The organism is Microcoleus sp. S28C3 (assembly GCF_036700785.1).
Lineage (GTDB): Bacteria > Cyanobacteriota > Cyanobacteriia > Cyanobacteriales > Microcoleaceae > Microcoleus > Microcoleus asticus.
In genome coordinates, this window is record NZ_JAUBPO010000057.1 from 24,479 (window position 1) to 48,932 (window position 24,454).

Here is a 24,454-nt window from a genome sequence, read left to right on the forward strand (position 1 = left end):
GTAGAGGAGGGCAAAGATCGCCAACAAACTTAAGGTAGAAAGCCCGGAAACAGTTGAGCAACTAGAGCATCGGCTCGATCGGGCTAGCACAGCCGCTAGTAAAGAAAAAATGCTGTTACTATACTGGATTGCTACCCAAAAAATATCGAAAGAAGTAATTCTTGCATGGAAAGGTGTAAAAGTATCGTTAAAATTTTTGAAAGAACTTTATCTCATGCTACAATAGAAATTAACCTTTGTTTTGTGAGGCTGATGCTGAAAAGATTAGTGGCGATCGCCTAAGCTCACTCTAGATCCCAAATGAGTCCTATAAGTCCTTACAACAATCCCAATATTTTCTATTCAATCTCAGGAATTGTAAGATCGGCAGTCTTAGCAATCTCTTGATATCGCTCCATCGCTGCACTTAATACTGAGCTGCTATAAAAGGAGGGTTTTGCGAGAATTCCTTCTAACAGTTTACGCCACATAGGATATTTCTCCTCTGGCATCACAATTTCTTGTAATAATTTATTCCAAGCCGCCTCTTCTTCATCTGTTTTGGGTTGCTTTAAGTTATCCCAGATTAGATTTCGGTAATTGACATCCTCAACCGGATAGTTTGACGACAAAGTAAGAAGAGTAATACCTATCAGACGAGGTTTGCTGTCGTCGTCATTAATAAAACTCATTCCTAAACTTGAATCTACCCGAATAGATTTTAACCCTTTAAATTGGTTTTTTATATGACCAGGATAGGGATTTATTGAGTCTATAAGAGCTTTCAAAAGAAGTGCGCTTCCTACACGAACAGCTTCTTCCGGGTGCTGCGTTAACGATTGCAGTACGGATAGATATTTGGGATAAGATTCACCGGAAATAGCACGAATAGGCCTAGGTATTCTAAATTCAAAAAGTTTAGTAAGTGGCAGAATTGTAAACAAACGAGGTGCTATTTCTTGTATATGAGTGTCATAAACCAACAACTTGAGGAAGAGAGTAGCACTTAGCTCGGTAATGGAAAATTCTGAAGATTCCGAGTAATTGTCAAGAATTACTTCTAAGAGTTGTCGTGCTTGTCCTATTACAGCTAAATCAGACGGCCAGGGAAATTCAAAGATAAACCACAACGATCTCTTTGGTTTATCACCCTGTTTTATGGCATCTGTGGCAGTAGTCAGTAACTTTTTAATTTGGTCAATGGTATATTTATTTTGCCGAGAACCTGGGTACCCATAGTCAGCGTAAACGGGAATGTATGCTCCTACCAACTCGTCAACAGTTAGATCCATAGGTTCGGCTAACTGCTTTAATCCAGGTAAGATTTCCTCTAATCCAACTTGCTCTCGTAGTGCCATGAAAAATAGTTGTTTTTGCGTCTCATCTGATTGTTTAAAATACTCTTGAATTGTATCTACTACTTGACCAGCAATAGATATCTGAGTCTCACCATCCAAGAAGGGTAGCAACCGATTAGCAGCATCCTGCCCTTTAACTTTTTGTCGCTCGACAGCGAGAGCTAAAAGAGGCCAGGTTTCTCTTAAGCCAGAATAGACCAAGAATTCTATTAAAAGTGCTACGCTTTGTTCAATTGAACGGATACTCTCAATAAAGCTAGATCCATTTGCTTGATTAGGCTTATTAATTAGCCATAAAATTGTTTCCAAACTTACTCGAAGTTCTGGTATTAAGTCCGAATGCTGCAACAGACGCTCCACAGTTCCACCAGTATCATCAGGAACAAAGAGAACAGATGATTGATGGTTTTCTCTTGTTCGCCTACGTATTGCCAATGAAAGGACAGCATCGCCCTCATCTATCCTGATGTCTAAGCGGTTACTACGTACTTTCATCCTAAGGAAGGGTATTATACGGAGACACCTCAACATTAGTATTAATTGATCCGAAAGTGTCTTTAGTTCTGGCCAATTCCATACAAGTTCCTTAGTAGAATGAAAAGGCTCATATCTCCAAAGACTATCAAAAATTGTTTGAGCTAGTTCTGTAGCTTCAGCTTTAGAAATATCCCAAGCATTCAACAATTTTTCAGCATATTTGTGTGAACGGAAAAATACCGAAGGTATGTCTTTTTTCCAGTATGACCAGTGACTTTGCAGTCGCTCCACCATCCATGAAGGCTCAGATTCATAGCGCAGCGCAAGGTTTAATGCAGAAAGCACAAAATTTTTCTGTTGAAGTTCAAGCAAAGCATCAATTTTATTCTGAAAGAATTGTGTAGACCCAAAATGCTGAGCATAGAGATTCAAAGAAACTTCCCAACAGGTTTCTGGTAAATCCTTCGAGCTAAGTTTACCTTCTAGAGAGGGGCGGAGAAGGTCGCGCTTGTCACTTTCAGACAGTTGCGCTGTCAAGGAACTTAGTTTACGCTGCTGTCCCTCTGTTAGCCCTGTTTCCAAAACCTCTAGACCATACTCAATAGCTTCACGCTGAAGGTCACGGTATTCCTTACTGAGAGACCCATCTGCTGCAACTTCCAGAGCAAATCCTGAGCCAGGTCGTAAGTAGTGATTTGCAACTTCTCCATCTCTAGGTTTATCTACTTCACGACAGACAGATCTAACAATACCATCTGCCTCCTCATCGCCCAATTCGCGAACAATGCGACCAGCTAGGAACAAAGCAACATAGCGCCAGTGTTGGGAACAAACAATAGACTTCAAATTTTCAAAACGTTTTGGTTTCTTAAATAAGTAAACGGCAGCAAAAAACTCTTGAAAAGAACGCAATTCAAATCCAAATAAGCCGGGTTGAGGTGAAACAATTAATACCAGTCTATCTTTGGCATCGGTGATAAACTGCTTTACTCTTAAATTAAGATCTTTTGGCGATGATTGACTATCTCTTTTTCGCAAAAACTTAAAGATTGATTCCTTGAATTCTTCTTCGGACAAAAGAGATTGAACGTTTTGATTAGAAGCACGACAGTGTAGTAAATAACCGAAGTAGGCATGAAGATTTAGCAAGGTATTCTCATCACTCTTGATAATATCCTTGTCCTTACTTTTTTCTCGTTTAAGTATGGTATCCCAATATTTATCGAATAAATATTCTCTTTCGCCTGGGGGACGACCACCATTTTTGATAATCAGTAAGATGATAGTTACTTGTAAGGGAGTTTTTAATAAGGTAGATATCCTTTCATCTTGCTGACATTCTGCTAGTGTACGAATTATCCTATCTCGTTCTTCTTTACGCAAATTTCTTGTCTCTACCCACTTTTCAGCATATTTTTTGACCTGCTTCGATGACAGAGGTAATAATTCCAAATGTAGAAAGCTTTTAGGGTCAAATTGGTCTTCGTATATATTGGGGCGGGAAGTCGTTACGACTTTTAGGTTAACATTTAAATTTTCGGCCCACTCGAGAAAACTATAAATGCGTTGAAGCATTCGCTCTTGTAAATTAGGATCTACAACCTCATCCAAGCCATCTAAAATCAGGAGGCATTCTTTACACTGAAAAATCTCTTGGATATCTTTAGGAGATATATCCCCTGGTTGCAAAGCCATATCGCCCATGTCCTTAGCTAGATAAGCTTCTAGGCTATCAAAATTAGGCTCAGAATCAGGTTTGTTAGCCAGCCACTGGGCAAAATACTTCAGTACAACTCTAAAAGGAATGCGTCCAACATTAATCTGATCCGCAAAATCATAAGATTTACCGAGCCATTTGGCACGATACACTTGAACAATTTGCTGTCCTAAAGTGGACTTGCCCTGACCAGGGCCACCAATAATTACAACTTTAAGCACTTTCTCCTTAAGGAGACATTTCATTGCAGAAGAATTATCACTTCCCTCAACCAAGAAGTCATCACGATCAAGTAAAGAAACTCTACTCCCTGACTGTGCAAATTTTTCTAGACTCCAATCACGGGGGTTTATCCTCTCACAAACTTTAACCTCAAGGTCAATAAAAACTTGTTTGAGCTCTGTGCGACGCTCTCCACCTGTTTCCGGTTCGCCAGCTTGATCTAATTCAGCAAATTTATCAGCACTAAAAGATTTAGAAAGATAAGTTCTTATCGTGGACTCAAGTTGTGGAGCTAGTTCTTTTTTAGCAAGATCAGATTTCGGTGGAATGCTTACTGATGCGGTTTTGTCAGTTTTAGACTTTTCTGATTTGGGGCGGTTTCTCCAGGCTAACTCCAACTGTCTCAAATTATGCTCTACATTACTTGCGTGCCAAAGGATAAACGTGAAAGTCCGTATCCCCTTGCTTTTTTCACCAGGCGGGCTGTTCTCCCGCACAAGGTCTAATTCTTTGAGGTAGTCAATTGTACTCTGAATTTCAGGTTTTTCTTCCTTTGCCTTGGGGTCACGATTTGAATTGATGCGTTCAGGGTAAAGCAGCCATGCCAGATCCAACAGAGTTGTCCTTACGTCTAACTCAGGGCGAACACTGTTTTCATTTCGCGCCTCTACGGACAAATGGTTCCGACTGTGATTGTTATAAGACACTAGAAACTTTATTAGATGCTTCGCCCGCTTCAGCGGCGCGTCTCCCCAGTTATCCGTCCGTCCCATAGATTTAATTACTTACAGAAGTTTTCTGAACTGGTTTGGGTTAACCCAAGCCTACCCCAAACTGCATATACCCATTCTAAGGAATTTATACAAAAAACGTTTGGGGTAGACCCAAACGCTTCCCAAGCTACATAGCCAGATTTGATAGGACTTTCAGGCTTTATTGAGCCCCTCTAGGCTTGGGGTACTAAGTGGAGATTACTCTGGGTTCAGTAAGTTAAAGAACCAAGAGGGTTTAAATATGACATCACTGATTGACTGCATACAGGTAGCTAAAGACTTTGCTGATTCTTACGGTGTCGATCGCCTGGATCGTCTAATGACCTTAGCTCAGGTCGAGCCGAATTCTGCCAAGACTCAATCAGTTCCTGCAAGCGATCGCCATAATACCATTTTGCAAGAAGTAGAAGCAGCCGGATTCAAATTGAATCCCTGGCTCAAAAACTTGCTCCTCACTACCAACGTTGAGGTGGTACGGGATGCAATGGCGGTTGTTGAAGAAAATCAGCAGCGGGGAACGGTGCGGAACCCCGAAGGACTTTTGTTTAAAGCTATCGAGAATCAATGGAAGCCTAATCTCTGGGCCTAAACCTTTCTCTTCGGGACTTATGCAGCATCTCCATAGGTAGTGTTATGGTTTGCAAGCTGCATAAGTCCTGAATTACCCGATGTCAAATACTCTCTATATCTGCCGACCTATAGTCCCGAGTTAAATCCAATTGAGAGATTGTGGGAATATGTAAAACCAGACATAACATGGGAAAACTATTCTGGGTTAGATCAACTTAAACAAAAGGTGGATGTAATTATCAAATCTTTGATAATCGAAGAGGTTTTCTCTCTTTGTGGTTGGGATTATATCCTTGAGGCTATATGTAAGTAAGTGCAACTTCCCAGTTAATTGGTATAAGTAACGAGAAATATACGAATCAACCGGGTTTCTGATGTCGCGAGTGCGATCGGGAACGGAGTTTTTTTTATCATCACACAGAGAAACCCGGTTTCTCAAAAAAAAACCGGGTTTATACCCTTCGTCGGTAAGTCTGGGGAATTATCTTTAATCAGCCGTGCTTAACTCTTCAACTCGCAGCCGATCGCACAAAATGCCTTCGCACACAATAGCACCGCTCTCCGCACTCCTGCAAACTTCTAACTGAGCTTCCGGCAGCGCTTCAAACAAAAAACGTTCCCCGGGAAACACCGTCCGCTCAAAATACCAATTAGGAATATTTGTAATCCGAGCGATTTGCACTTGACTGGTAGTATTCAGATACCAACACAAAATGCGCGCATGACGTTCGGAAATTACCTCATTCAGTGTCAAATTCATATTTTTAACTTGTTTGTGAAACTGTGCGATCCATCGGCGACTGGCCTAAACTTAATATACCATATCACCCGTGACAAAAAAAAATTTTCAACATTTCTTAGGTTAATTAATAAAGGCCCCTGGGGAAACTTTGGCGCATTCCACGTCTTCCCAAGAAGCTGCAAAAGCTGGCATTGCTAAAGTGCAAGATTTCCATTCTCCCCGAACAGGTGCGTTGAACAATTCACAGTGACCTACGGAACCTCTTTGCAGTTTATAGTGACCGCAAAAATTACACTTAGAAGCCGGATTTAAGCCACGCTCGCTAATTACCTGATTGGGATTGCTGTGGATGTTGTTGCGTTCTAAAGTTAGAGTTTCCATTAAGGTATTTTTTAAATGTTGTCTCTTAAGTATGACAGCCAGATTCCAGTCGTGGCGTCTATCTCAAGGCTTAGTTCGCCTTTTAAGTTTTGTTTAGGGATCGATAGAAAACAGGTTATTTTTGACATTCTAAAGCTAGGGAGCAATTTAATTTTCTTCCTGCCGAACTGGCAGACCGCGCTTTACTGCTGAGCGGCTTCCCTGGAGATGTACTTCCTTAGACAGAGCTAATTATCCTCGCCTAGCTTGCTAAACAAATCGGCTAAAATAGTATTAGAAAATAAAAAACCTTCGGGATCGCTCAACCTCAAATTGCCCGAAAGCGGCAGTTTCGCACCCTCGCCTAAAGTTGCGTGAAGCGGAGCTATCCCGTAGTGAATCGCCTTATCCTCCGTCATAATTTCCACCCATCCTTGCCGCCAGTATGGTTGCAAACAATGCCAAATTTTATCAACCGTTTGCTGCGTAAACTTTTCAGTCAGCGCCGACAGGCTAACTCCTTCTGCTAAACGCAAACCTAGCATCAGCGTTTCTAACAAAACGTCATTTTCTGATACTTGTTGAAAATTTTGCTCAATTTCTCGATCCATCTCTGGCTGGGTTTCCCCTCCAAGTTTTGGGGTAGCAGGGGAATTGAGGCGAGACATCGATCGCACCCACTGATAATATTCTTGAGTTTTGCGAGGCCTTGTTAGCCTCCGGCCTTCCACGTAACTCGCCGCCCCCATTCCCAAGCCGTAATAAGGGCGATTTTCCCAATAAACGCGGTTGTGGCGACACTGATAGCCCGATCGAGCGTAATTAGAAATTTCGTAATGTTCGTATCCAGCACCGGTCAGAATTTCCCGCGCTAAACGGTACATTTGAGCAGCGGTTTCATCTGCTGGTAGCGGCTGCGCGCCTGCTTCAAAGTAGCGCCCGAAAGCAGTTCCCTGCTCAACAATTAAGTCGTAACTCGACAGGTGAGTCGGGCTAATTTCCACCGCCGATTTCAGGGAAGCTTCCCACTGTTCTAAAGTTTGGTGCGGCAGTCCCGAAATCAGGTCTAAACTGAAATTGACAATACCAGCCGATCGCACTATTTCTACTGCTTCAAAAATATCAGCGACAGAGTGCGATCGTCCACAAACTTGCAGCAATTCATCCTGAAAAGCTTGCACTCCCAAACTAACTCGATTTACTCCCGCCGCTGCATATCCCCGCAACTGTTCTAAAGTAAACGTACCCGGGTCTATTTCTATAGAAATTTCCGCCCCAGCAGCAATCCCAAATTTGCCGTCGAGAGTCTCTAAAATATTGCTCAACTGACTGACAGAAAGCAGCGAAGGCGTGCCACCACCAAAAAAAACTGTTTCCAGAGATGCCCCTAAATTTGGAGTTTCTTGAATTTCTTGACACAGTACAGCAACGTATTGCACGATTGTGCCGGAATTCTCGCCATTTTTGCGATCGCCCACCACAAAAACCGGAAAATCGCAGTAGTAACAGCGGCGCCGACAAAAAGGTACGTGCAGGTAAGCCGAACTGGGAATGCCGGAATTTGTCGCTTGCACACTTTTTTTAAATTCAAATGTTAAATAATCTGTGGCAGGGTTCATTACATCTCAAGCCGAAAGCGCAACTTCAAATCTAAAATTTTAATTAAACAATCATGAATAATTATGTATATTATGACATTTTCTTACCAAAAAAGCCCTGCGAACGATCGGCTCTTTTAATTTAACCTCGTACCAGTTTCGATCTGCTACAATTCCCGAACAGCACGCAGGGCGCTCTATTCGCACTTCGTGCCTGCTTTCGGCGGGGCGCGGTAAATGCCGAGCAACTCACTGGTTGAACCCCCAAAGGGTACAACCGCGAAATATAAGTTTATGAAAATCCTTGAATAAATATAGCGATATCCGACCACAGCATAAAAACAAGTATCAGCACTGGAAAGATATAATGTGAATAAATTCATTAACCTAGAACTAATGCTAGACGCAATCATAATAATCTCATTCATAATCGCAGGCGGAGGCATAGGCTATTACGGAGTCGAACTCCTGCCGAGCAATCTGCTGCTGCAAGTTACAAATATACAAGGTTTAAGTTCTGTACTAGGCTCGTTTGGAGCATTAATCGGCTTCGTGCTGGGATTAGTGGCTCAAACAACCTACCGGCGCCTGGAAAAACAAGTTCGCGATATGCCAGTGGAGATGCTGCTGACGCGGGCGATCGGCTTAATCATCGGACTGCTAGTAGCTAACTTAATGCTGGCTCCGCTGTTCCTGCTGCCAATTCCCCGCGAGTTCGGCTTCATCAAACCTCTAGTCGCAGTCTTGGGAAGCCTCATGTTCGGCTTCACAGGCGTCAGTTTGACCGACACCCACGGCCGCGCTTTCTTGCGGCTGATCAACCCGAAAACCTTAGACACTGTGTTGGTAGCCGAAGGTACTTTCAAACCAGCAAGTGCCAAAGTTGTCGATACTAGCTGCATTATTGACGGCAGGATTGAAAACCTGCTAGAAACAGGTTTCCTCGAAGGTCAAATTATCGTGCCGCAATTCGTGCTCCAAGAACTGCAACTGGTAGCTGATTCCGCCAACGATCAAAAGCGAGTGCGCGGGCGCCGCGGCTTAGATGTACTCAACCGCATCAAAGAAACATATCCAGAACGGATTCAAATTCACTCGGCTGACTACGAAGATCTTGCCACAGTCGATGCGAAATTAGTCCGCTTCGCTTTGGATATCGACGGCATTTTGCTCACCAACGATTACAACTTGTCGAAAGTAGCTACCGTCCAAAAACTGCCGGTTTTGAATATCAACGATTTGACTCATGCGGTGCGGCCAACTTATTTGCCGGGAGATACGATCGAACTAAAAATCCGCAAAGAAGGCAAAGAACCCTCTCAGGGAATCGGTTACTTGGATGACGGCACAATGGTTGTCGTAGAAGCAGGAAGCAGCTATGTCGGCGGCGAAGCCCGAGTCGTAGTTACCAGCGCCCTGCAAACCAGCGCCGGCCGCATGATATTCGCCCGCCCTCAAGAGTCCGTTATTGTTTGAAACTGAGTAACAATGGCCAGGGCAATCAGAATCAAATATTGCGATCGCTGTTCCCAATCTGCCCCGACTCTCTACCGCGCCCGGTATGACGAGTCGGGGCAGTGGTTTTTTTTGTGTCTTAAATGTTGGGAATCGGTAAGTATAGCAACCGCCCCGGCGGTTAGGACGTAGCGCTCTTTCATCACTCTCTGATAAATTGGCGATTTTTCGAGGATACAGCCCATGAAGATTCAAGGTTTCACCCCAAAGTGACAAAAGAGGGATATAAGCCGAATGGCAGTCACAAATAGGGGAGCAAGGAGACAGAAAGAAAAGCGTTTTATTGATTTTCCATAGTATTATCTTATTAAAAATTGTGTAAGAAATTTATGAGAAAGATGAAAGCCGCTGTTTTTGTAGAAAAAGGGCGAATCGAGATTCAAGAAAAACCAATTCCTGAGATTGGGCCTACTGATGCACTGATGAAAATCACCACGACGACAATCTGTGGCACAGATGTTCATATACTCAAAGGTGAAGTACCCGTCCAGCCTGGACGGACACTAGGACATGAACCAGTTGGCGTCATTGCAGAACTCGGCGCAGGAGTTCACGGCTATGAAATAGGACAGCGTATTCTTGTTGGTGCTATAACTCCTTGTGGTCAGTGCAATTTCTGTCTTGACGGCTACCAAGCGCAGTGCGGCGGTAAGCCAATGGGTGGTTGGCGCTTCGGCAATACCATTGATGGTTCTCAGGCGGAATACATGCTAGTGCCGAACGCAATGGCAAATTTGACTCCCATACCTGACGAATTAACCGACGAACAGGTGCTCATGTGTCCCGATGTTATGAGTACGGGTTTCAGTGGTGCCGAAAGCGGAAATATCAAGATTGGTGATACAGTCGCCATATTTGCCCAAGGACCAATTGGTATGAGCGCCACTGTCGGTGCCAGACTCAGAGGTGCTTCCAAAATCATTGCCGTCAGCAGCAATCCAGCACGCCTGGAAATGTCCCAAATGCTTGGCTCCGACATTGTTTTAAACTATAAAAAGTGCAATCCAGTCGAAGCGATCCTGGATTTGACTGATGGTCGAGGTGTAGATGTAGCGATTGAAGCACTCGGTATTCAGGAAACCTTTGAAGCCTGTTTGCGTGTAGTTAAACCAGGCGGAATTGTATCGAGTCTAGGAGTCTATTCTGGAAAACTTTCCATTCCTGTAGATGCCTTTGCCGCCGGTATTGGAGATAAGAAAATTGTTACCACCCTGTGCCCCGGTGGAAAAGAACGTATGCGGCGGCTGATAAATGTCATACAGTCCACTCGTGCCGACCTGAGACCTATGATCACACACAGGTTTAAGCTAGATCAAATAAAAGAAGCGTATGAATTATTCGGCAATCAACGAGATGGTGTCATAAAAGTTGCCATCAACCCATAAATCCATGATTGAACGGCAGCATTTTTGTCTCGTTCATCACAAATCACCGCTACATCGGGATAGTAAAAAAAATTAGGTGTATCGAGCATAACTTTCATATCTGCCATGTAAGGCATACAACCACTTCCCCGAAGATAGTTCCTCAAAAGTACAGATACGTTCCCCGTGATAATGGCATGAGGTTTGCTTGTCCCTGCCATTGCATAGATTTCACCTTGCCTGTACTCGTGTTTTATGGGGCAGACTTTCTCGGTTTATAAATAGTCTTCGGGGGAGATAGAGGTGTAGCTTTTACTTGCAGTCATCTAAATTTTAGGTTGGTGAGGATTAAACAATTATAGTCGTAGCTTGCGGGGCGGGACGCCATCGCCCTTTTTCAGCTTTCCCCCAAAGTTTCAACGACGGCGCGGGGCCGGAAGCCTCGCGCTATTGCCATTTTGCGGTTGCGGTTTTTCTTGCAGCTTCATTGTCAAACTAACCCGCTTTAACTTCTCATTCACCTCCAAAACCCGTACTTTCACAACTTGTCCGACTTTAACAATCTGTTTGGGGTCATCTACGAATCGATCGGCTAATTGAGAAATGTGAACCAAACCATCTTGGTGCACTCCTACATCAACAAAAGCTCCAAAGTTAGCTACATTCGTGATTATGCCTTCTAATTCCATGCCAACTTGCAAATCGGAGATTTCTTTGATTCCTGCTTGGAAAGTGGCATATTTAAACTCGGCGCGCGGGTCTCTTCCCGGTTTTTCTAGTTCGGAAATAATGTCTCGGAGTGTTGGTTCTCCGACTTTCTCTGTGACATATTTCTTGATGTTTACAGTCTTGATTTTTTCCGATATTTGTGTTATTCCTGTCAGCGGCAAGTCTAAATCTTTGGCGATCGCCTGCACTACAGGATAACTTTCCGGATGAACTGCTGTATTGTCCAGGGGGTTTTCGCCACCGCGAATGCGGAGAAACCCGGCTGCTTGTTCAAAAGCTTTTGGCCCGAGTTTCGGAACTTTCAGGAGTTGGCGGCGATTTTTAAAGGCGCCGTTTTCGTTGCGGTAATTGACGATATTTTTGGCAACTGTTGCCGTCATTCCTGACACAAATGTTAGCAGTTCTTTGGAGGCTGTGTTTAAGTCAACTCCGACATAATTAACGCAGCTTTCGACAGTTTCGTCTAGTTTCTTCTTGAGCAGTTTTTGGTCAACGTCGTGCTGGTATTGGCCGACTCCTATTGATTTCGGGTCGATTTTCACGAGTTCGGCGAGGGGGTCTTGCAAGCGCCGTCCGATGCTGACTGCGCCGCGGACGGTGATGTCGAGGTCGGGAAATTCGGCGATCGCCACTTCGCTTGCGGAATAAATCGATGCACCGGATTCATTCACCATGACTTTAATCGGTTTCCTGTCCATTTCTGCCAAAACTTCCGAAACAAATTCGTCTGTTTCTCGGGAAGCTGTACCGTTGCCGATCGCGATTAATTCAATTTTATATTTTTCAATTAAATGCTTGACAATTTTACCAGCTTGCTGTCGCTGAGCGGCCGCTTGGTGGGGAAAAATTGCTTGATATTCTAAAAATTGCCCGGTTTCATCGAGGGCGGAAACTTTGCAGCCCGTGCGAAATCCCGGATCGATCGCCAGTGTCGGTTTCATTCCAGCCGGCGCCGACAGCAGCAACTCGCGGAGGTTGGTTTCAAAAGTGGCGATCGACTCGATATCAGCGGCGGCTTTGTTGTGCGATCGCACTTCTGTAATTAACGAAGTCTTCATCAGTCGGTTGAAGGCATCCTTCAAAGTCGATCGATAAAACTCTTTAACTTCCGGTATCCTAGTTCTAATTTCCTGAGCTTCCAAATAAGCCATCACTGCGGATTCATCAAACGCCAGTTCCAAATCTAAGACTCCTTCCGTTTCCCCCCGAAACAGCGCTAACATATTGTGCGACTGAACGCTTCTCGCTGCAACTTGGTAATTGCGGTACATTTCAAATTTAGTGGTTCCTTCCGGAAAATCCTCTTTAATTTTCGAGACAAAGACTCCGGTTTTCATTAAAAACTCTCGTAAATAAGCCCGCAATTCTGCTTTTTCCGAAACCGCCTCTGCCAAAATATCCGCAGCACCTTTGAGAGCTTCTTCTGCTGTTTTAACTCCCTTTTCTTCCGAAATGTATTTAGCTGCTTCCGCCTCAAAGTCTGCTGGTTTAGCCGTCGGTAAGTTCAGAGACTTGATAAATTCTGCCAGCGGTTCCAAACCTTTTTCTCTAGCAATTGTCGCTCGCGTCCGCCTCTTGGGCTTGTAAGGCAGATAAAGGTCTTCTAGTTCGTTTTTTTGCAAACACGATTCGATTTTAGCTTGCAGTTCTTCAGTGAGTTTTCCCTGAGAGCTAATCGTATCTAAAATCGACTTTTTGCGCTCTTCTATTTCAGTCAAATAGGTGAAGCGATCGGAGATATCCCGCAACTGAATTTCATTCAGTAAATCCGTGCGTTCTTTGCGGTAGCGGGCAATAAACGGAATAGTTGCTCCCTCGGCGAAAAGTTCTAGAGCATTATTGACTTGAGACAGATTAATGGAAAGTTCTTGAGCAATCAGTTGAGGAATGTCGATCATAGTGCAGAATGTCGGGTCAATTGCTGGCGGTTAATAAATTATTTAGGATTTGTGGGAATTAAGAGGGAAATGAACTGCAGAGGATACAGAGCAGGAAATCAGATAAATAAGACTTTTAGAGAGTTTTATCGATTGTCCTAGCAGTGTTAACATGATGTTAGCATAAATGCCGTAATTTTTCAATATTGCCATAGAGACTACAGAAATCATGACTGCAAATCTGTTTGCAGTCAGGATTTTAGTTTTTTTATTCAAAATAAGACTGAAATCATCACTACAAACAGCCTTTAAGATTTGACAAAAACTTGATTGGTTTCCGCTGGTTTGTCGCTGGTACTCTTTGCGGTCAATTCGTCCGCCTAGGGAGATTGATGCAGATAAGCTTTACCGGCAGAACCGAAAAGTTGCAGTTTGTCAGAAATGACCGATCGCATGGCATCGATCGCCTTTTCCATTACTTCCAACAAATCTGGATCTGACAAAGAACTGCTAGTTTTTAAAACGTCCATATAAGCTTCGCGAACTTCCGTATTCACATTAAATTTAGATACTCCTAATTTAATAGATTGATTAATCATTGATTCCGGCAAACCGCTAGCACCGTGCAGCACTAACGGCACAGGAACAGAAGCGCGGATTTTTGCCAAACGCGGGAAATCGAGTTTTGGTTCGCTGAAATATTTGCCGTGAACGTTGCCAATTGTTACTGCTAAAAAATCTACCTGAGTTTCTTTGATAAACTCTACTGCTTCCAATGGATCTGTCATTTTTGCAGCTTTTTCTTCGATTGTCAAACCGTCTTCAGTGCCGCTAATTCTGCCGATTTCTGCTTCAACTACCGCACCGTTAGCGTGGGATAATTTAGTCATTTCGCGCGTAAATATTAAGTTTTGTTCGTAGGGCAAAGGAGAACCGTCTGCCATAATTGATTTGATGCCGGCGTCTAGGGCGAGATGAATGTCTTTTTCTGAGGTGCTGTGATCTAAGTGTACTGCGATCGGCACTAAAGATTTGCGCGCGGCTTCCATGCAAAGCGCGACTAAGGGCGATTTTCCGTATTTGAGGGCGCTGGGGTGAAGTTGCAGCATAGCAGGACTTTGCAGCGCTTCCGCGGCATCGATGACGGCTTTTACTCCTTCGAGGTTGTAGACGTTAAAAGCGCCGATCGCATAAGCGTTTCTCCGGGCCGTGTTCAGCAATTCGCTAGTTGAGGCGAGCATAAGTACCTGGCTTAAAAACTGTTCTGAATGTCGATCATCCTATCAAAGTTCGGTTGCAAGCTCATCTTAATTTTTATTTTTTGTAATTGCGAATTCTTGCGTAAGGTGCGGATTGCGTACCCTACTATTTGTTGGGTACGCATTTATTATCCGTTTGGCGCCCGTTGCACACCCTACGACTAATTCATTTACTGTTTCTGTGCGTTACCAGCGTGCAAACCGCACTCTTTTAGTGTCGCTTCTTCCCACCACCAGCGACCTTCGCGTTCGTGTTGGTTCGGCAATACCGGCTTCGTACAAGGTTCGCAACCAATGCTTACAAAACCGCGTTCGTGCAACTTGTTGTAAGGCACTTCCAAAGCGCGAATGTAATCCCAAACCTCTGCCGAAGACCAGTTTGCTAAGGGGTTGAATTTAATTAATTCACGATCGGGAGTTGAGAATGCAGTGTCAACTTCAATGACCGGAATACCGTTGCGGGTACTGGGACTTTGGTCTTTGCGCTGACCGGTAATCCAAGCATCGAGAGTATTCAGTTTGCGGCGCAGCGGCTTGACTTTCCGCACGCCGCAGCATTCTTTGTGACCGTCTTGATAAAAACTAAACAATCCCTTTTCATCTACTAGGGCTTGTACTTCTGCCGCATCGGGAAACATTACTTCTAGTTTAATGCCGTAATGTTTTCTGACTTGCTCCAAAAACTGATATGTTTCTGAGTGCAATCTGCCAGTATCTAGGGTAAAAACGCGGAAATTTTTGGTAATTTTTGAGGCTAGATCGATCAGAACTACGTCCTCGGCACCGCTGAAAGAAATTGAGATATTTTCAAAGTTTTCTAGGGCAAATTTGAGAATTTCTCGCGGTGTTTTTTGACTGTATTCTGCTTCTAGGGCGGCAATGTTGAGATTGTTCTGGATGGCAACCATTATTTTCGGGTGATCGGTGTTCTTTTCCTCTAAACCTTTATTATAGCCGATCGCCGTCTCTCTATCACCGATGAATTTGACTGCATTTTGCAGCAGTCTTTTCGGCTGGACCCACAATCAAGCTCGAGGATGGCGATCGCCCGCTTCTTCAAGTTTTGGTGAACCCAACACTCCTCTACTTTAGAAGTAGCTCAAGGCTTATTTGACATGACATTGCTGCAACCCGAAGAGCCTCCCCCCGAACTTTTCGGGGGCTACGAGCGCAACAGCCAGATCGATCGCTCCGTGCAGTATTTTTCAACTGCTGCAAACGATCTTAAATCTAGTATCATCTGCTACCAAAAAATAGCGATATATTATCGATTATACCACATTATAATCGATTTAAAAACTGTCGATAAATAACTTCCGAGTATGCTCAACTTGGCTCGATTGGCAATTTGATACATCCGGTTCATCAACTGCTTGTCGGCTTACTAAAAAGCGAGGCAATTTGCGAGTAATTCTCGAAGCTTAAATTTTGGGAATTGGGAATTGCTAATTGATGAGGTCATTGTTCGCGGTGCGTTAACTTTCGCGAACCGAAGGAAAGCAATCGCAAGCTTGGAGGTTGTTTAGCTCATCGCGAGCAATTACAATTATATCGGTCGGAAAAAAGCTAAAATCCAATCCTAGAAAATCAGATTTTTATATCCATATCGCTCGTTATAATAATAGCTGTTGGTTTCAACAAAGCCAATTACCAATTACTACTTACAGATTAATTTATTCAGGGTGATTCCGTGAGCGAAGTAAATTTTTATCGCTTTTTATCGCTGACAGCCAACCTTCAGCCATGCGATCGGCTATATTGTCTTTAGAAGTACATTAATTTGTTCGCAAAGCGGAATAGTCTCACCGCCGCCGCGCCAGCTTCTGAATAAACATAGTCTGCTGTCAATAACAGCAAGGAAGTGTGGAATCATGTCAAAAGTTTTAGTAGTAGACGACGTAAAGACCGAACTAGAAATCATTTGCCGCATTCTTCAAGATGCCGGACTGGAAGTGATCCGCGCTAACGACGGCGAAGAGGCACTCGCCCTGATCCAAAAAAAGTGTCCTTCTTTGGTCGTTTTAGACGTAGTGATGCCGCGAATGAACGGGTTTGAATTGATCAGAGAATTGCGGGGCCATCGCGCAACTGCAAACTTGCCCGTAGTATTTTGTACTCATAAAAACACCGAGATCGATAAAGCTTGGGGAACCGATTTAGGCGCCGACGCTTACGTCAGCAAACCCTTTGAACCTCAGCAACTCGTCAACATCGTGCAGCGCCTGCTTTCCGCGTAAACAAAATATCAAGCGATCGGCAGCTTCTCAAAAAACATTATACCGACAAATCCCGTTTTTTTTAATAAACTGGGTTTTTGAAACCCCTAAAAGTTTTATGTTTAATGATAGCGACCTGCTTATTTGCAAAATCCGCGATTTATTTAGCGGAAACATTTTATGCACCAAAAATGATGCTGAAAAACTCGATCTGCGGTCGGTTTTTAGACCAAAGCAAAACCATAATTTGTAAGCTACACTAAAAACAAAAAATAAGCAATGAAAACAACTGCTCCCCGGGCGGGCAATCAGACAAGTGGAACAAAGCAATTTCTCCTGTTCGGTCAAGGAGGCAGTCTGTTCGCCATAGAATTAGAGGCAGTGCGGGAAGTCCTTTCGCTCAAGGAACAACCGATTTCCCCGGTTCCCAACACCCTGCCATTTTTGCTGGGATTAACCAACTTGCGGGGCGAAATCTTAGCAGCAGCAGACTTCGGACGGTTTGCAGGCATCGAGCCGGTTGATACCTACCACCCAAGCAGCCGCATCTTAGTGGTAGAAGCGCCCGATCCGCGAGACGTGAGATTGTCGAGAATGCGTATAGGATTAGCCGTCTCCCGCGTCGAAGGAGTTTTATCTCTAAATCCCGATCGCACTGTCTCAGCGATAGATGTCAGTCCCGACTTAGCACCTTTTTTAAAAGGTCTGTACAATTCCGAAGGACGCTTGCTAATGATTGTCGATGTAGAAGCGATCGCCCATTCGGAACGCTGGTAAAAATCAAGAATACAGATAAATCAGCAACTGCTTTCCATCAATAAATTTAACTAACGATCGCCGGCATCCGATTTGCCCCTCCTTAATTTTATGATCGAACTTCTCTATACCTGGATCGCAACGACTTTCACCCTGACATTGCCTGACTTCTCCGCATCGGTAGTAGCTGGGGCTGCTAACTGCATCATTTGTGCGTGTTACTTTGCCATCGCCTGGCTGATCACCTTAGGTTTGTGGCGAAACCGTCAATTCGGGTTCGACATCTTCGCCACAGTCACAGCAGGCATATTTTGGAGCTGCGCTTTCGGTCACAGCGGCCACGCCGCCGAATACCTGGGACTGCCGCACTCCCCGGTGGTGCAAACAGTGTCGGATTGGATAACTGTAATTCCGGCGATCGCTTTTTTGAGTTTGTCCAACCGCTACGACTTCTTAGTAGGTTCCACCCAAATCCTTAACTCTAAAAAAGAAACAGAACAAGCACTGAGCGAAACTAACCAGCGATTTCACGCAATCTTCGACCAAGCTTTTCAAGCGATCGCATTATTGGAGCCAGACGGTACTCTGATCGAAGCAAATCAGACAGCGCTAAAATTGGGCGATTTCCAAGCATCAGAAGTGCTGGGGCTGAAATTTTGGCTCACACCTTTGTGGGCATCATCTCCAACCAACCAGCAGCGCCTAAAAACGAACATTAAACAAGTCTCGATCGGCAATTTAGTCCGGGAAGAATACGAAATCACCGGCCCCAACAACGATGTGATAGTAATGGACGTGTCGTTTAAGCCACTTTTCAATAAAACAGGAGAAGTATTTCAAATCCTCGCCGAAGGCCGCGACATTACCCACCGCAAACAGACAGAAGTGGCATTGCAGCAGATAACCGCAGAGCTAGAGCAGCGAGTGAATGAAAGAACCGAGCAGATCCTGCAAACAAACGCACAATTGGAACAGGAAATTCGCGATCGCACCGCAGTCCAAGAGCAATTAAAAGCCTCTGAACAATTCTTAAATAACATCCTCAACAGCATCTCAGACCCGATTTACGTCAAAGACGAACAGCACCGCTGGATAACATTAAACGATGCTTTTTGTCAATACATAGGTCACCGCAGATCGGAACTAATTGGCAAATCCTACGACGACTTCTTGCCCAAAGACCAAGCAGACACATATAGAGCAACAGACGAATTAGTTTTCTTGACAAATACCAGCAGAGAAAGCCAAAAAATCCACACAGACTCAGCAGGAAACACCTGCTATTTCTCCGCCAAAAAATCTACCTTTGTAGATGCCGACGGCAGAAAATTTCTCGTTTCCGCAATTAGAGATATCACCAAGCGCGTGCAAATGGAAGAACAACTGCGGCACACGCTCGCAGAAGCAGAAAGCTCCCAAAACTTGCTGCGGACAGTCATTGACGCTACGCCAGACTGCATCTTCGTCAAAGATCGAAACTCGCGCTACACCCTAGTCAATGCAGGTTTCGCCGCCGCCTTCGGCAAAACTCAAGCCGAAATTATCGGCAAAGATGACGCAGAAATCGGCATATCGGTCGATCGAATCTTTGGCAGCTTCCAGGCCCAAACCGATTCCCAGAACCAAATCCAAAACTTCCGGGCAGGCAACCAGGTAGCGCCGGACTCCAACGACTTAGCCACCTTAGCCGACGGCAAAGTACACAGCTTCGACACGCTGAAATTGCCCCTCAAAGACGCAGAAGGCAACATTTTAGGAATGCTCGGCTTCGCGCGCGACATCACAGAGAGCCGCAAATCCGAACAAGAACTATTGCGGTTCAAAGCAATTTTAGAAACCACAACAGACTGGGTAGCCATAGCCGACACCCAACAGCGCACCATTTATCTCAACCGCGCCGCCAGAGAAATGTTGAGAGTTGGCGAAAACGCAGATTTAGCCGGAATCAACATTTCTGAGATGATATCCCCCAAAAGTATCGACACTATTGTCAACGTCGCCATCCCCGCAGCTTGTCGGGACGGGGTGTGGAGTGGCGAGACAGTTTGGCAGAGTTTAGACGGCGAAGAACTACCTGTTTCTCAAGTAATAGTGGCCCACAAATCTGAGAATTCAGAAGTTGGATTTATTTCAACGATCGCCCGCAACATTAAAGAACGCAAGTGCGTAGAACAAGCCTTGGAGCAGAACTTGCAAATGCTCGACCTGGCGAGCGACGCTTTGATCGTTCGGGATATTGACGGCACGATTAATTATTGGAATCAAGGAGCCGAACGGATGTACGGCTGGACAAAAAAAGAAGCCTTGGGAAAACTCACCCATACTCTATGGCACACCATTTTTTCCCAGCCTTTAGCAGATATCTGGGTACAGTTAGAAGCGCAGGATTATTGGGAAGGAGAACTAATTCACACCACCAATTACGACACCCAAATCACCGTATTCAGTCGCTGGAATTTGCAGAGAGACGAACAGGGAAAACCCAAAGCAATTTTAGAAACTAACAACGACATCACGGGGCGCAAACAAGCCGAAATCGAAAAGCAAAGATTGATTTCTATCGTAGAAAGCAGCTCGGATTTTATGGGCACGGCTACCCTGGAGGGAGACGCAACGTACCTGAATGCCGCTGGTATTAAACTAGCCGGATTGCAAAATATTGAAGAAGTCAAAACCAAAACTATATATGACTTCCTAACACCAGAAGATGCTAAAAGCTTAAAAGAAGAAATCCTGCCGGCTACTGTGCGAGACGGTTTTTGGCAGGGCGAATTCCGCTTGAGGAACTTTCAAACCGGCCAAAACTTTCCGGTTGACTTCACCATATTTACAGTCAAACACCCAGAAACCGGCGAGCCTATGGGCCTAGCTACAGTTACTCGCGACATCAGCGATCGCAAACGCTCAGAAGAGATGCTGCGCGATCGCGAAAGACTGTTCCGAGCCATTTTCGACCAATCGTTCCAATTCATAGCTCTGCTCAAACCGGACGGCACCGTTTTGGAAGCCAATCAAACAGCCCTCGCCACAGCAGACTTGCTGCTAGAAGACATAGTAGGCACCCCGTTTTCGGAAATCCTGTGGTGGCAGATTTCCCCAGCAGCCAAGCAACAGATACGAGAAGCGATCGTCTCTGCCGCGGCCGGCGAGGTAGTCCGCTACGAAGTGGATGTGCTAGTTGCCGGCGGTGCCGTGGCGACCGTTGACTTCTCCATCAAACCCATCAAAGACGACAGCGGCAAAGTCTTGCTGCTAATTCCAGAAGGCCGCGACATCACCGATCGCAAAGCCTTAGAACGAGAATTAGTTTTGCGTCAAACCCGCTTTGACGCATTTTTCACAGCCGCCCCGGCCTCAATGTTTATTTTTGACGACCAGTTGCGCTTCGTGCAAGTCAACGAGAAATTAGCGCAAACCACCGGCACCTCAGTTGCCGAACACCTCGGTAAGACGGTGAGGGAAGTTCTACCTGAAATGATCGATACCCTACAGCCGATGTTGGAGCAGGTTCTCGCCACCAACCAACCGTTTTTAAATATTGAGGTGTCGGGTTCAACCTTCAACCAACCGGGCGTCGTGCGAGATTGGCTGGCGTCATACTTTCCTTTGCCCGGATCTGACGGCAAACCCATCGGCGTTGGGGGAGTAGCAGTAGAAATTACCGATCGCAAAAAAGCAGAAGTAGAGCGCGATCGATTTTTTATCCTTTCCCTAGACTTGGTTTGTATTATAGATTTTGAAGGGAAATTCAAGCGCCTCAATCCCGCTTGGGAAACAACCCTCGGCTACACCCTAGAAGAAGTGGAAAACCAACCTTTTATCAATTTCGTCCATCCAGACGATCGCGAAGAAACCACAGCCGAAGCGGAAAAAATATCCGATGGCGCCGAAGTACAGTTGTTTGAAAATCGCTACCGCTGCAAAGATGGTTCCTACAAGTGGCTGTCGTGGAAAGTGCGACCTGAAACCGAACAAAAGCTCATGTATGCAGTCGCTCGCGACATTACCGAAAGCAAACAGGCGATGGTGCAACTGCAACAAACAACAGCCCAATTAGCCCGTTCCGAAGACCAATTTCGGCAGCAAACCAATCTCTTGCAACTGTTAATAAACAGCATTGGCGACGGCATAATTGCTGCCGACGAAAATAGCAATTTTATTTTGTTCAACCCCGCCGCCGAAGATATCTTTGGGGCGGGTTCGACAGATACTCTTCCCAACGAATGGTCTGCAAAATACGGTTTATTCTTGCCCGATACCGTAACTCCCTATCCCCCAGCCGACATACCTTTAGCGCGCACGGTTCGAGGAGAAGCCTTTGACGACTTAGACCTTTTCACCCGCCACGCAGGCAAGCCAGAAGGCCTGTGGGTGAAAGTTAACGGCCGGCCGCTCAAAGACGAAACGGGGGCGCTTAAAGGCGGCGTAATAGTTTGCCGCAACGTCACCCAGGAAAAAGCATCCCAGCAGCGAATGCAGCAGTTGGCAGAGGCACAGGAACGCTTGGTGCAAGAACTCAAAACGCGGCAAAATGCTCTCGACGAATCGGCGATCGTCAGCGAAACTGACCCCAAAGGAACGATTACCTACGTCAACGACAGATTTATTGAAATATCCGGTTACAGCATGGGAGAACTCCTGCACCGCAACCACCGCCTGATCAATTCCGGCTACCATCCCAAATCATTTTTTCCAGAAATGTGGGTGACAATTTCTCGCGGTTTGGTGTGGAAAGGGGAAATCAAAAACCGACGCAAAGATGGCTCGTTTTACTGGGTAGATTCGACGATCTCCCCCATCTTTGATACCAGCGGCACAATCATCAAATATATCGCCATTCGCTTTGACATCACCGAGCGTAAAGAGGCAGAAGAACGACTGGAAAAATTGGCAGCAGAACGCAAAGCTGAAGCTGATTCTCTGACGCAGCAAGTCCTCAAATTGTTGGGAGAAATTAAAGGTGCTGCTCAAGGCGACTTGACAGTCAGGGCGGAAGTGACTAACGACGTTTTAGGTGCTGTCGCCGACTCTTTCAACTTCTTAATCGGTTCTCTGCGGAAGGTGGTAACGGGAATTCAAACTTTAGCCGAAGAGGTAACATCTGCCACCGGCGAGTCAATTAACAATACCAGCCAACTCACCCAACAGGCGGAAATTCAAGCCGCAAAAATATCTGCCATCATGCGGGAAATCGAGCGGATCGTGCATTCGATCCGCGACGTGCGAGATGTTTCGGTGCGCGCCGAAACAGTTGCCCAGCAGTCTTCTCACACGGCTGAAGCAGGCGGTGTGGCGGTCGATCGAGCTGTCGAAGGCATTAACGGGCTCCGGTTGACGATCGCCTCTACCTCAAAAATGATGAAGCGTTTGGGCGAATCTTCGCAGCAAATTGGCAAAATTGTGACTTCGATTTCTCAACTTGCTTCGCAAACTAATTTATTAGCTCTGAATGCTACTATTGAGGCGGCGCGAGCCGGCGAACAAGGTTTAGGCTTTGCAGTTGTCGCCGAAGAAGTGCGGAAATTAGCAGAAAGATCGGCTGGCGCTACTGAGGAAATCTCCGAAATTGTCGCTACTATTCAAGAAGAAATCAGCCGCGTGATGAAGGCAATGGAATCGGGGACGCTGGAGGTAGTGGAAGGCACTAAGCTGGCAAGCGAAGCTAAAACTCACCTCAATGCCATCATCGAAGTTAGTCGAGAAATGAATGCTTTGGTGGAAAATATTACTCGCGCATCTGCTAAGCAAACTGTTTCGGCTGAGGAAGTTTCTAGTAGTATGCAGCAAGTCAATGAGATTGCTAATACAACAGCACAAAAAGGTGCAGATGTCAAGGCTTCTTTGGACGATCTGTCTGGTTCTGTCAGCAAATTGCAAAAGTCGGTGGCGAATTTCCGCAGTTAGTCAGTTGACTGTTGACTGTTGACTGTTGACTGTTATACGACTCACTAATAACTATCGTTGTTGTCGGGGCGGGTTGACAAATATCCTGAATGCGAATTTATAGATAATCGTTAACCCACCCTGGCAACAATTACAGTTAAATAACGGGACATCATATATAAAAAAACTGCCAACAGACAACAGACAACAGTTAACTGTCAACAGACAACAGACTAATATGAATGATGACGATTTAAACGAATTAATAGATGCTTATAATGCAGAATGCGAAGAGTTTCTCCAGTTAATGGAGACGAACCTGCTGGCGATGGAAGCTGCGGGGTTGAAAGAGCGAGAAGCGGCAGTTAAAGAAATGTTTCGGGCGGCTCACTCGATTAAAGGTGCGGGTTCGATGTTGGGCTTTCAAAACGTATCGGCGGCGGCTCACACGCTGGAGGACTGTTTTGTCATTTTGCGCGATCGCACAGACTTGTCGGCCCTGGAACCGACTACTGTGAGTGTTTTGCTGCAAGGCGTGGATGCTCTCAAAAAGATTGCCCTCGAATCAATTCAACACTCCGATGTCACAACTCCCGATCAAACAGAAAACTTGGAGGTGATCGCCCAAATTTTCGCTCAGTTCGAGGCCAAGTACGGCAAGTCAGAAGAGTCGCCAGTCCCCGCAGCCAGCCAATCGCCCGCCCCGGAAACTCTGAAACTGATTTTTGAACACGAAGTGCCGCCACTCTTCAATCGCCTAGAAACCGAGCTTTCCCAAGCTTCCGAGGCAGATTTGGCAAAAAGCGTCACCGCCCTTCACAAGGTTTACTACCAACTCTCGGGTTTGGCTGGAATGCTGCAATTGCCGGATTTTGGGAAAGTCGCCGCACCCCTGAGAGATTTGATCGACTCTCCAGACTTGACTCTACAACGGTTGCAATCCGAGGGTTGGGCGATCGCCCAAAACTTGCAAACTGCACGCCAACAAATATTGGAAGGAAGGGCGATCGACATCCCCGAAATCTCCCCCTCCCCCACACCCCCCGACTCCCCCACACC

The 24,454-nt window shown here is 45.4% G+C and carries 16 protein-coding genes; 8 read left to right on the forward strand and 8 right to left on the reverse strand.

Translation table 11 applies throughout. From position 1 onward, the window contains the following. Window positions 1–338 precede the first annotated feature (338 nt). On the reverse strand, window positions 339–4,526 hold the full coding sequence (locus tag QUA13_RS17870; protein WP_333200580.1) for an NACHT domain-containing protein: 4,188 nt from the start codon (window positions 4,524–4,526) through the stop codon (window positions 339–341). A gap of 241 nt (window positions 4,527–4,767) precedes the next feature. Here QUA13_RS17870 and QUA13_RS17875 point away from each other — a divergent pair, with 241 nt between their 5' ends. Both QUA13_RS17875 and QUA13_RS32805 read left to right on the forward strand, forming a co-directional pair. After that, a complete protein-coding gene (locus QUA13_RS17875; protein WP_333200581.1) occupies window positions 4,768–5,115 on the forward strand; it encodes a hypothetical protein in 348 nt (115 codons plus the stop codon). Window positions 5,116–5,154: 39 nt separating this feature from the next. Then, a complete protein-coding gene (locus QUA13_RS32805; protein ID WP_445242723.1) occupies window positions 5,155–5,409 on the forward strand; it encodes a transposase in 255 nt (84 codons plus the stop codon). A gap of 174 nt (window positions 5,410–5,583) precedes the next feature. Here the strand turns inward: QUA13_RS32805 and QUA13_RS17880 are convergent, their stop codons facing one another. The 3 genes from QUA13_RS17880 to hemW form a co-directional block, all read right to left on the reverse strand. Further along, window positions 5,584–5,856, reverse strand: a complete 273-nt coding sequence (locus QUA13_RS17880; RefSeq protein ID WP_172188826.1) for a DUF1830 domain-containing protein — start codon at window positions 5,854–5,856, stop codon at window positions 5,584–5,586. Between the two features lie 102 nt (window positions 5,857–5,958). Further along, window positions 5,959–6,219, reverse strand: a complete 261-nt coding sequence (locus QUA13_RS17885) for a hypothetical protein (protein ID WP_333191038.1) — start codon at window positions 6,217–6,219, stop codon at window positions 5,959–5,961. A 227-nt stretch (window positions 6,220–6,446) separates the two neighbouring features. Then, the gene (hemW, locus tag QUA13_RS17890) at window positions 6,447–7,817 is read right to left on the reverse strand and encodes a radical SAM family heme chaperone HemW (protein WP_333200583.1); all 1,371 of its coding nucleotides are present in this window, start codon (window positions 7,815–7,817) and stop codon (window positions 6,447–6,449) included. A 375-nt stretch (window positions 7,818–8,192) separates the two neighbouring features. Here hemW and QUA13_RS17895 point away from each other — a divergent pair, with 375 nt between their 5' ends. Both QUA13_RS17895 and QUA13_RS17900 read left to right on the forward strand, forming a co-directional pair. Continuing rightward, a complete protein-coding gene (locus QUA13_RS17895) occupies window positions 8,193–9,272 on the forward strand; it encodes a PIN/TRAM domain-containing protein (RefSeq protein ID WP_333200585.1) in 1,080 nt (359 codons plus the stop codon). A gap of 377 nt (window positions 9,273–9,649) precedes the next feature. Further along, on the forward strand, window positions 9,650–10,696 hold the full coding sequence (locus QUA13_RS17900) for an NAD(P)-dependent alcohol dehydrogenase (protein WP_333200587.1): 1,047 nt from the start codon (window positions 9,650–9,652) through the stop codon (window positions 10,694–10,696). Here the strand turns inward: QUA13_RS17900 and QUA13_RS17905 are convergent. The 4 genes from QUA13_RS17905 to QUA13_RS17920 form a co-directional block, all read right to left on the reverse strand. After that, window positions 10,657–10,932 (reverse strand): Uma2 family endonuclease, encoded by a 276-nt coding sequence (locus QUA13_RS17905; RefSeq protein WP_333200603.1) that lies wholly within the window; start codon window positions 10,930–10,932, stop codon window positions 10,657–10,659. The two genes, QUA13_RS17900 and QUA13_RS17905, sit on opposite strands and share 40 nt — an antisense overlap. A gap of 159 nt (window positions 10,933–11,091) precedes the next feature. After that, entirely contained in the window at window positions 11,092–13,302 is a 2,211-nt protein-coding gene (locus QUA13_RS17910; protein ID WP_333200589.1) for a Tex family protein, read from the reverse strand. 359 nt (window positions 13,303–13,661) lie between these two features. Further along, window positions 13,662–14,522, reverse strand: coding sequence for a class II fructose-bisphosphate aldolase (locus tag QUA13_RS17915; RefSeq protein WP_333200591.1), 861 nt, complete (start codon window positions 14,520–14,522; stop codon window positions 13,662–13,664). Window positions 14,523–14,710: 188 nt separating this feature from the next. Next, on the reverse strand, window positions 14,711–15,565 hold the full coding sequence (locus QUA13_RS17920) for a phosphoadenylyl-sulfate reductase (RefSeq protein ID WP_333200593.1): 855 nt from the start codon (window positions 15,563–15,565) through the stop codon (window positions 14,711–14,713). 846 nt (window positions 15,566–16,411) lie between these two features. Between QUA13_RS17920 and QUA13_RS17925 the strand changes: the two genes are divergently transcribed. The 4 genes from QUA13_RS17925 to QUA13_RS17940 form a co-directional block, all read left to right on the forward strand. Then, window positions 16,412–16,777: a response regulator gene (locus QUA13_RS17925; RefSeq protein WP_333200595.1), complete on the forward strand. Its 366-nt coding sequence runs from the start codon at window positions 16,412–16,414 to the stop codon at window positions 16,775–16,777. 258 nt (window positions 16,778–17,035) lie between these two features. After that, a complete protein-coding gene (locus tag QUA13_RS17930; protein ID WP_172188842.1) occupies window positions 17,036–17,533 on the forward strand; it encodes a chemotaxis protein CheW in 498 nt (165 codons plus the stop codon). 90 nt (window positions 17,534–17,623) lie between these two features. After that, a complete protein-coding gene (locus QUA13_RS17935) occupies window positions 17,624–23,416 on the forward strand; it encodes a PAS domain S-box protein (protein ID WP_333200597.1) in 5,793 nt (1,930 codons plus the stop codon). 217 nt (window positions 23,417–23,633) lie between these two features. Then, window positions 23,634–24,454: Hpt domain-containing protein (locus QUA13_RS17940; protein ID WP_333200599.1), on the forward strand; the 821-nt coding region annotated here is incomplete at its 3' end.

Excerpts from the sequence above, each read along its gene's own strand:
- QUA13_RS17870 (WP_333200580.1), bottom strand. The coding sequence starts at position 4,526 with ATGGGACGGACGGATAACTGGGGAGACGCGCCGCTGAAGCGGGCGAAG.
- QUA13_RS17875 (WP_333200581.1), top strand. The coding sequence starts at position 4,768 with ATGACATCACTGATTGACTGCATACAGGTAGCTAAAGACTTTGCTGAT.
- QUA13_RS17880 (WP_172188826.1), bottom strand. The coding sequence starts at position 5,856 with ATGAATTTGACACTGAATGAGGTAATTTCCGAACGTCATGCGCGCATT.
- QUA13_RS17885 (WP_333191038.1), bottom strand. The coding sequence starts at position 6,219 with ATGGAAACTCTAACTTTAGAACGCAACAACATCCACAGCAATCCCAAT.
- hemW (WP_333200583.1), bottom strand. The coding sequence starts at position 7,817 with ATGAACCCTGCCACAGATTATTTAACATTTGAATTTAAAAAAAGTGTG.
- QUA13_RS17895 (WP_333200585.1), top strand. The coding sequence starts at position 8,193 with ATGCTAGACGCAATCATAATAATCTCATTCATAATCGCAGGCGGAGGC.
- QUA13_RS17900 (WP_333200587.1), top strand. The coding sequence starts at position 9,650 with ATGAAAGCCGCTGTTTTTGTAGAAAAAGGGCGAATCGAGATTCAAGAA.
- QUA13_RS17910 (WP_333200589.1), bottom strand. The coding sequence starts at position 13,302 with ATGATCGACATTCCTCAACTGATTGCTCAAGAACTTTCCATTAATCTG.
- QUA13_RS17915 (WP_333200591.1), bottom strand. The coding sequence starts at position 14,522 with ATGCTCGCCTCAACTAGCGAATTGCTGAACACGGCCCGGAGAAACGCT.
- QUA13_RS17925 (WP_333200595.1), top strand. The coding sequence starts at position 16,412 with ATGTCAAAAGTTTTAGTAGTAGACGACGTAAAGACCGAACTAGAAATC.
- QUA13_RS17930 (WP_172188842.1), top strand. The coding sequence starts at position 17,036 with ATGAAAACAACTGCTCCCCGGGCGGGCAATCAGACAAGTGGAACAAAG.
- QUA13_RS17935 (WP_333200597.1), top strand. The coding sequence starts at position 17,624 with ATGATCGAACTTCTCTATACCTGGATCGCAACGACTTTCACCCTGACA.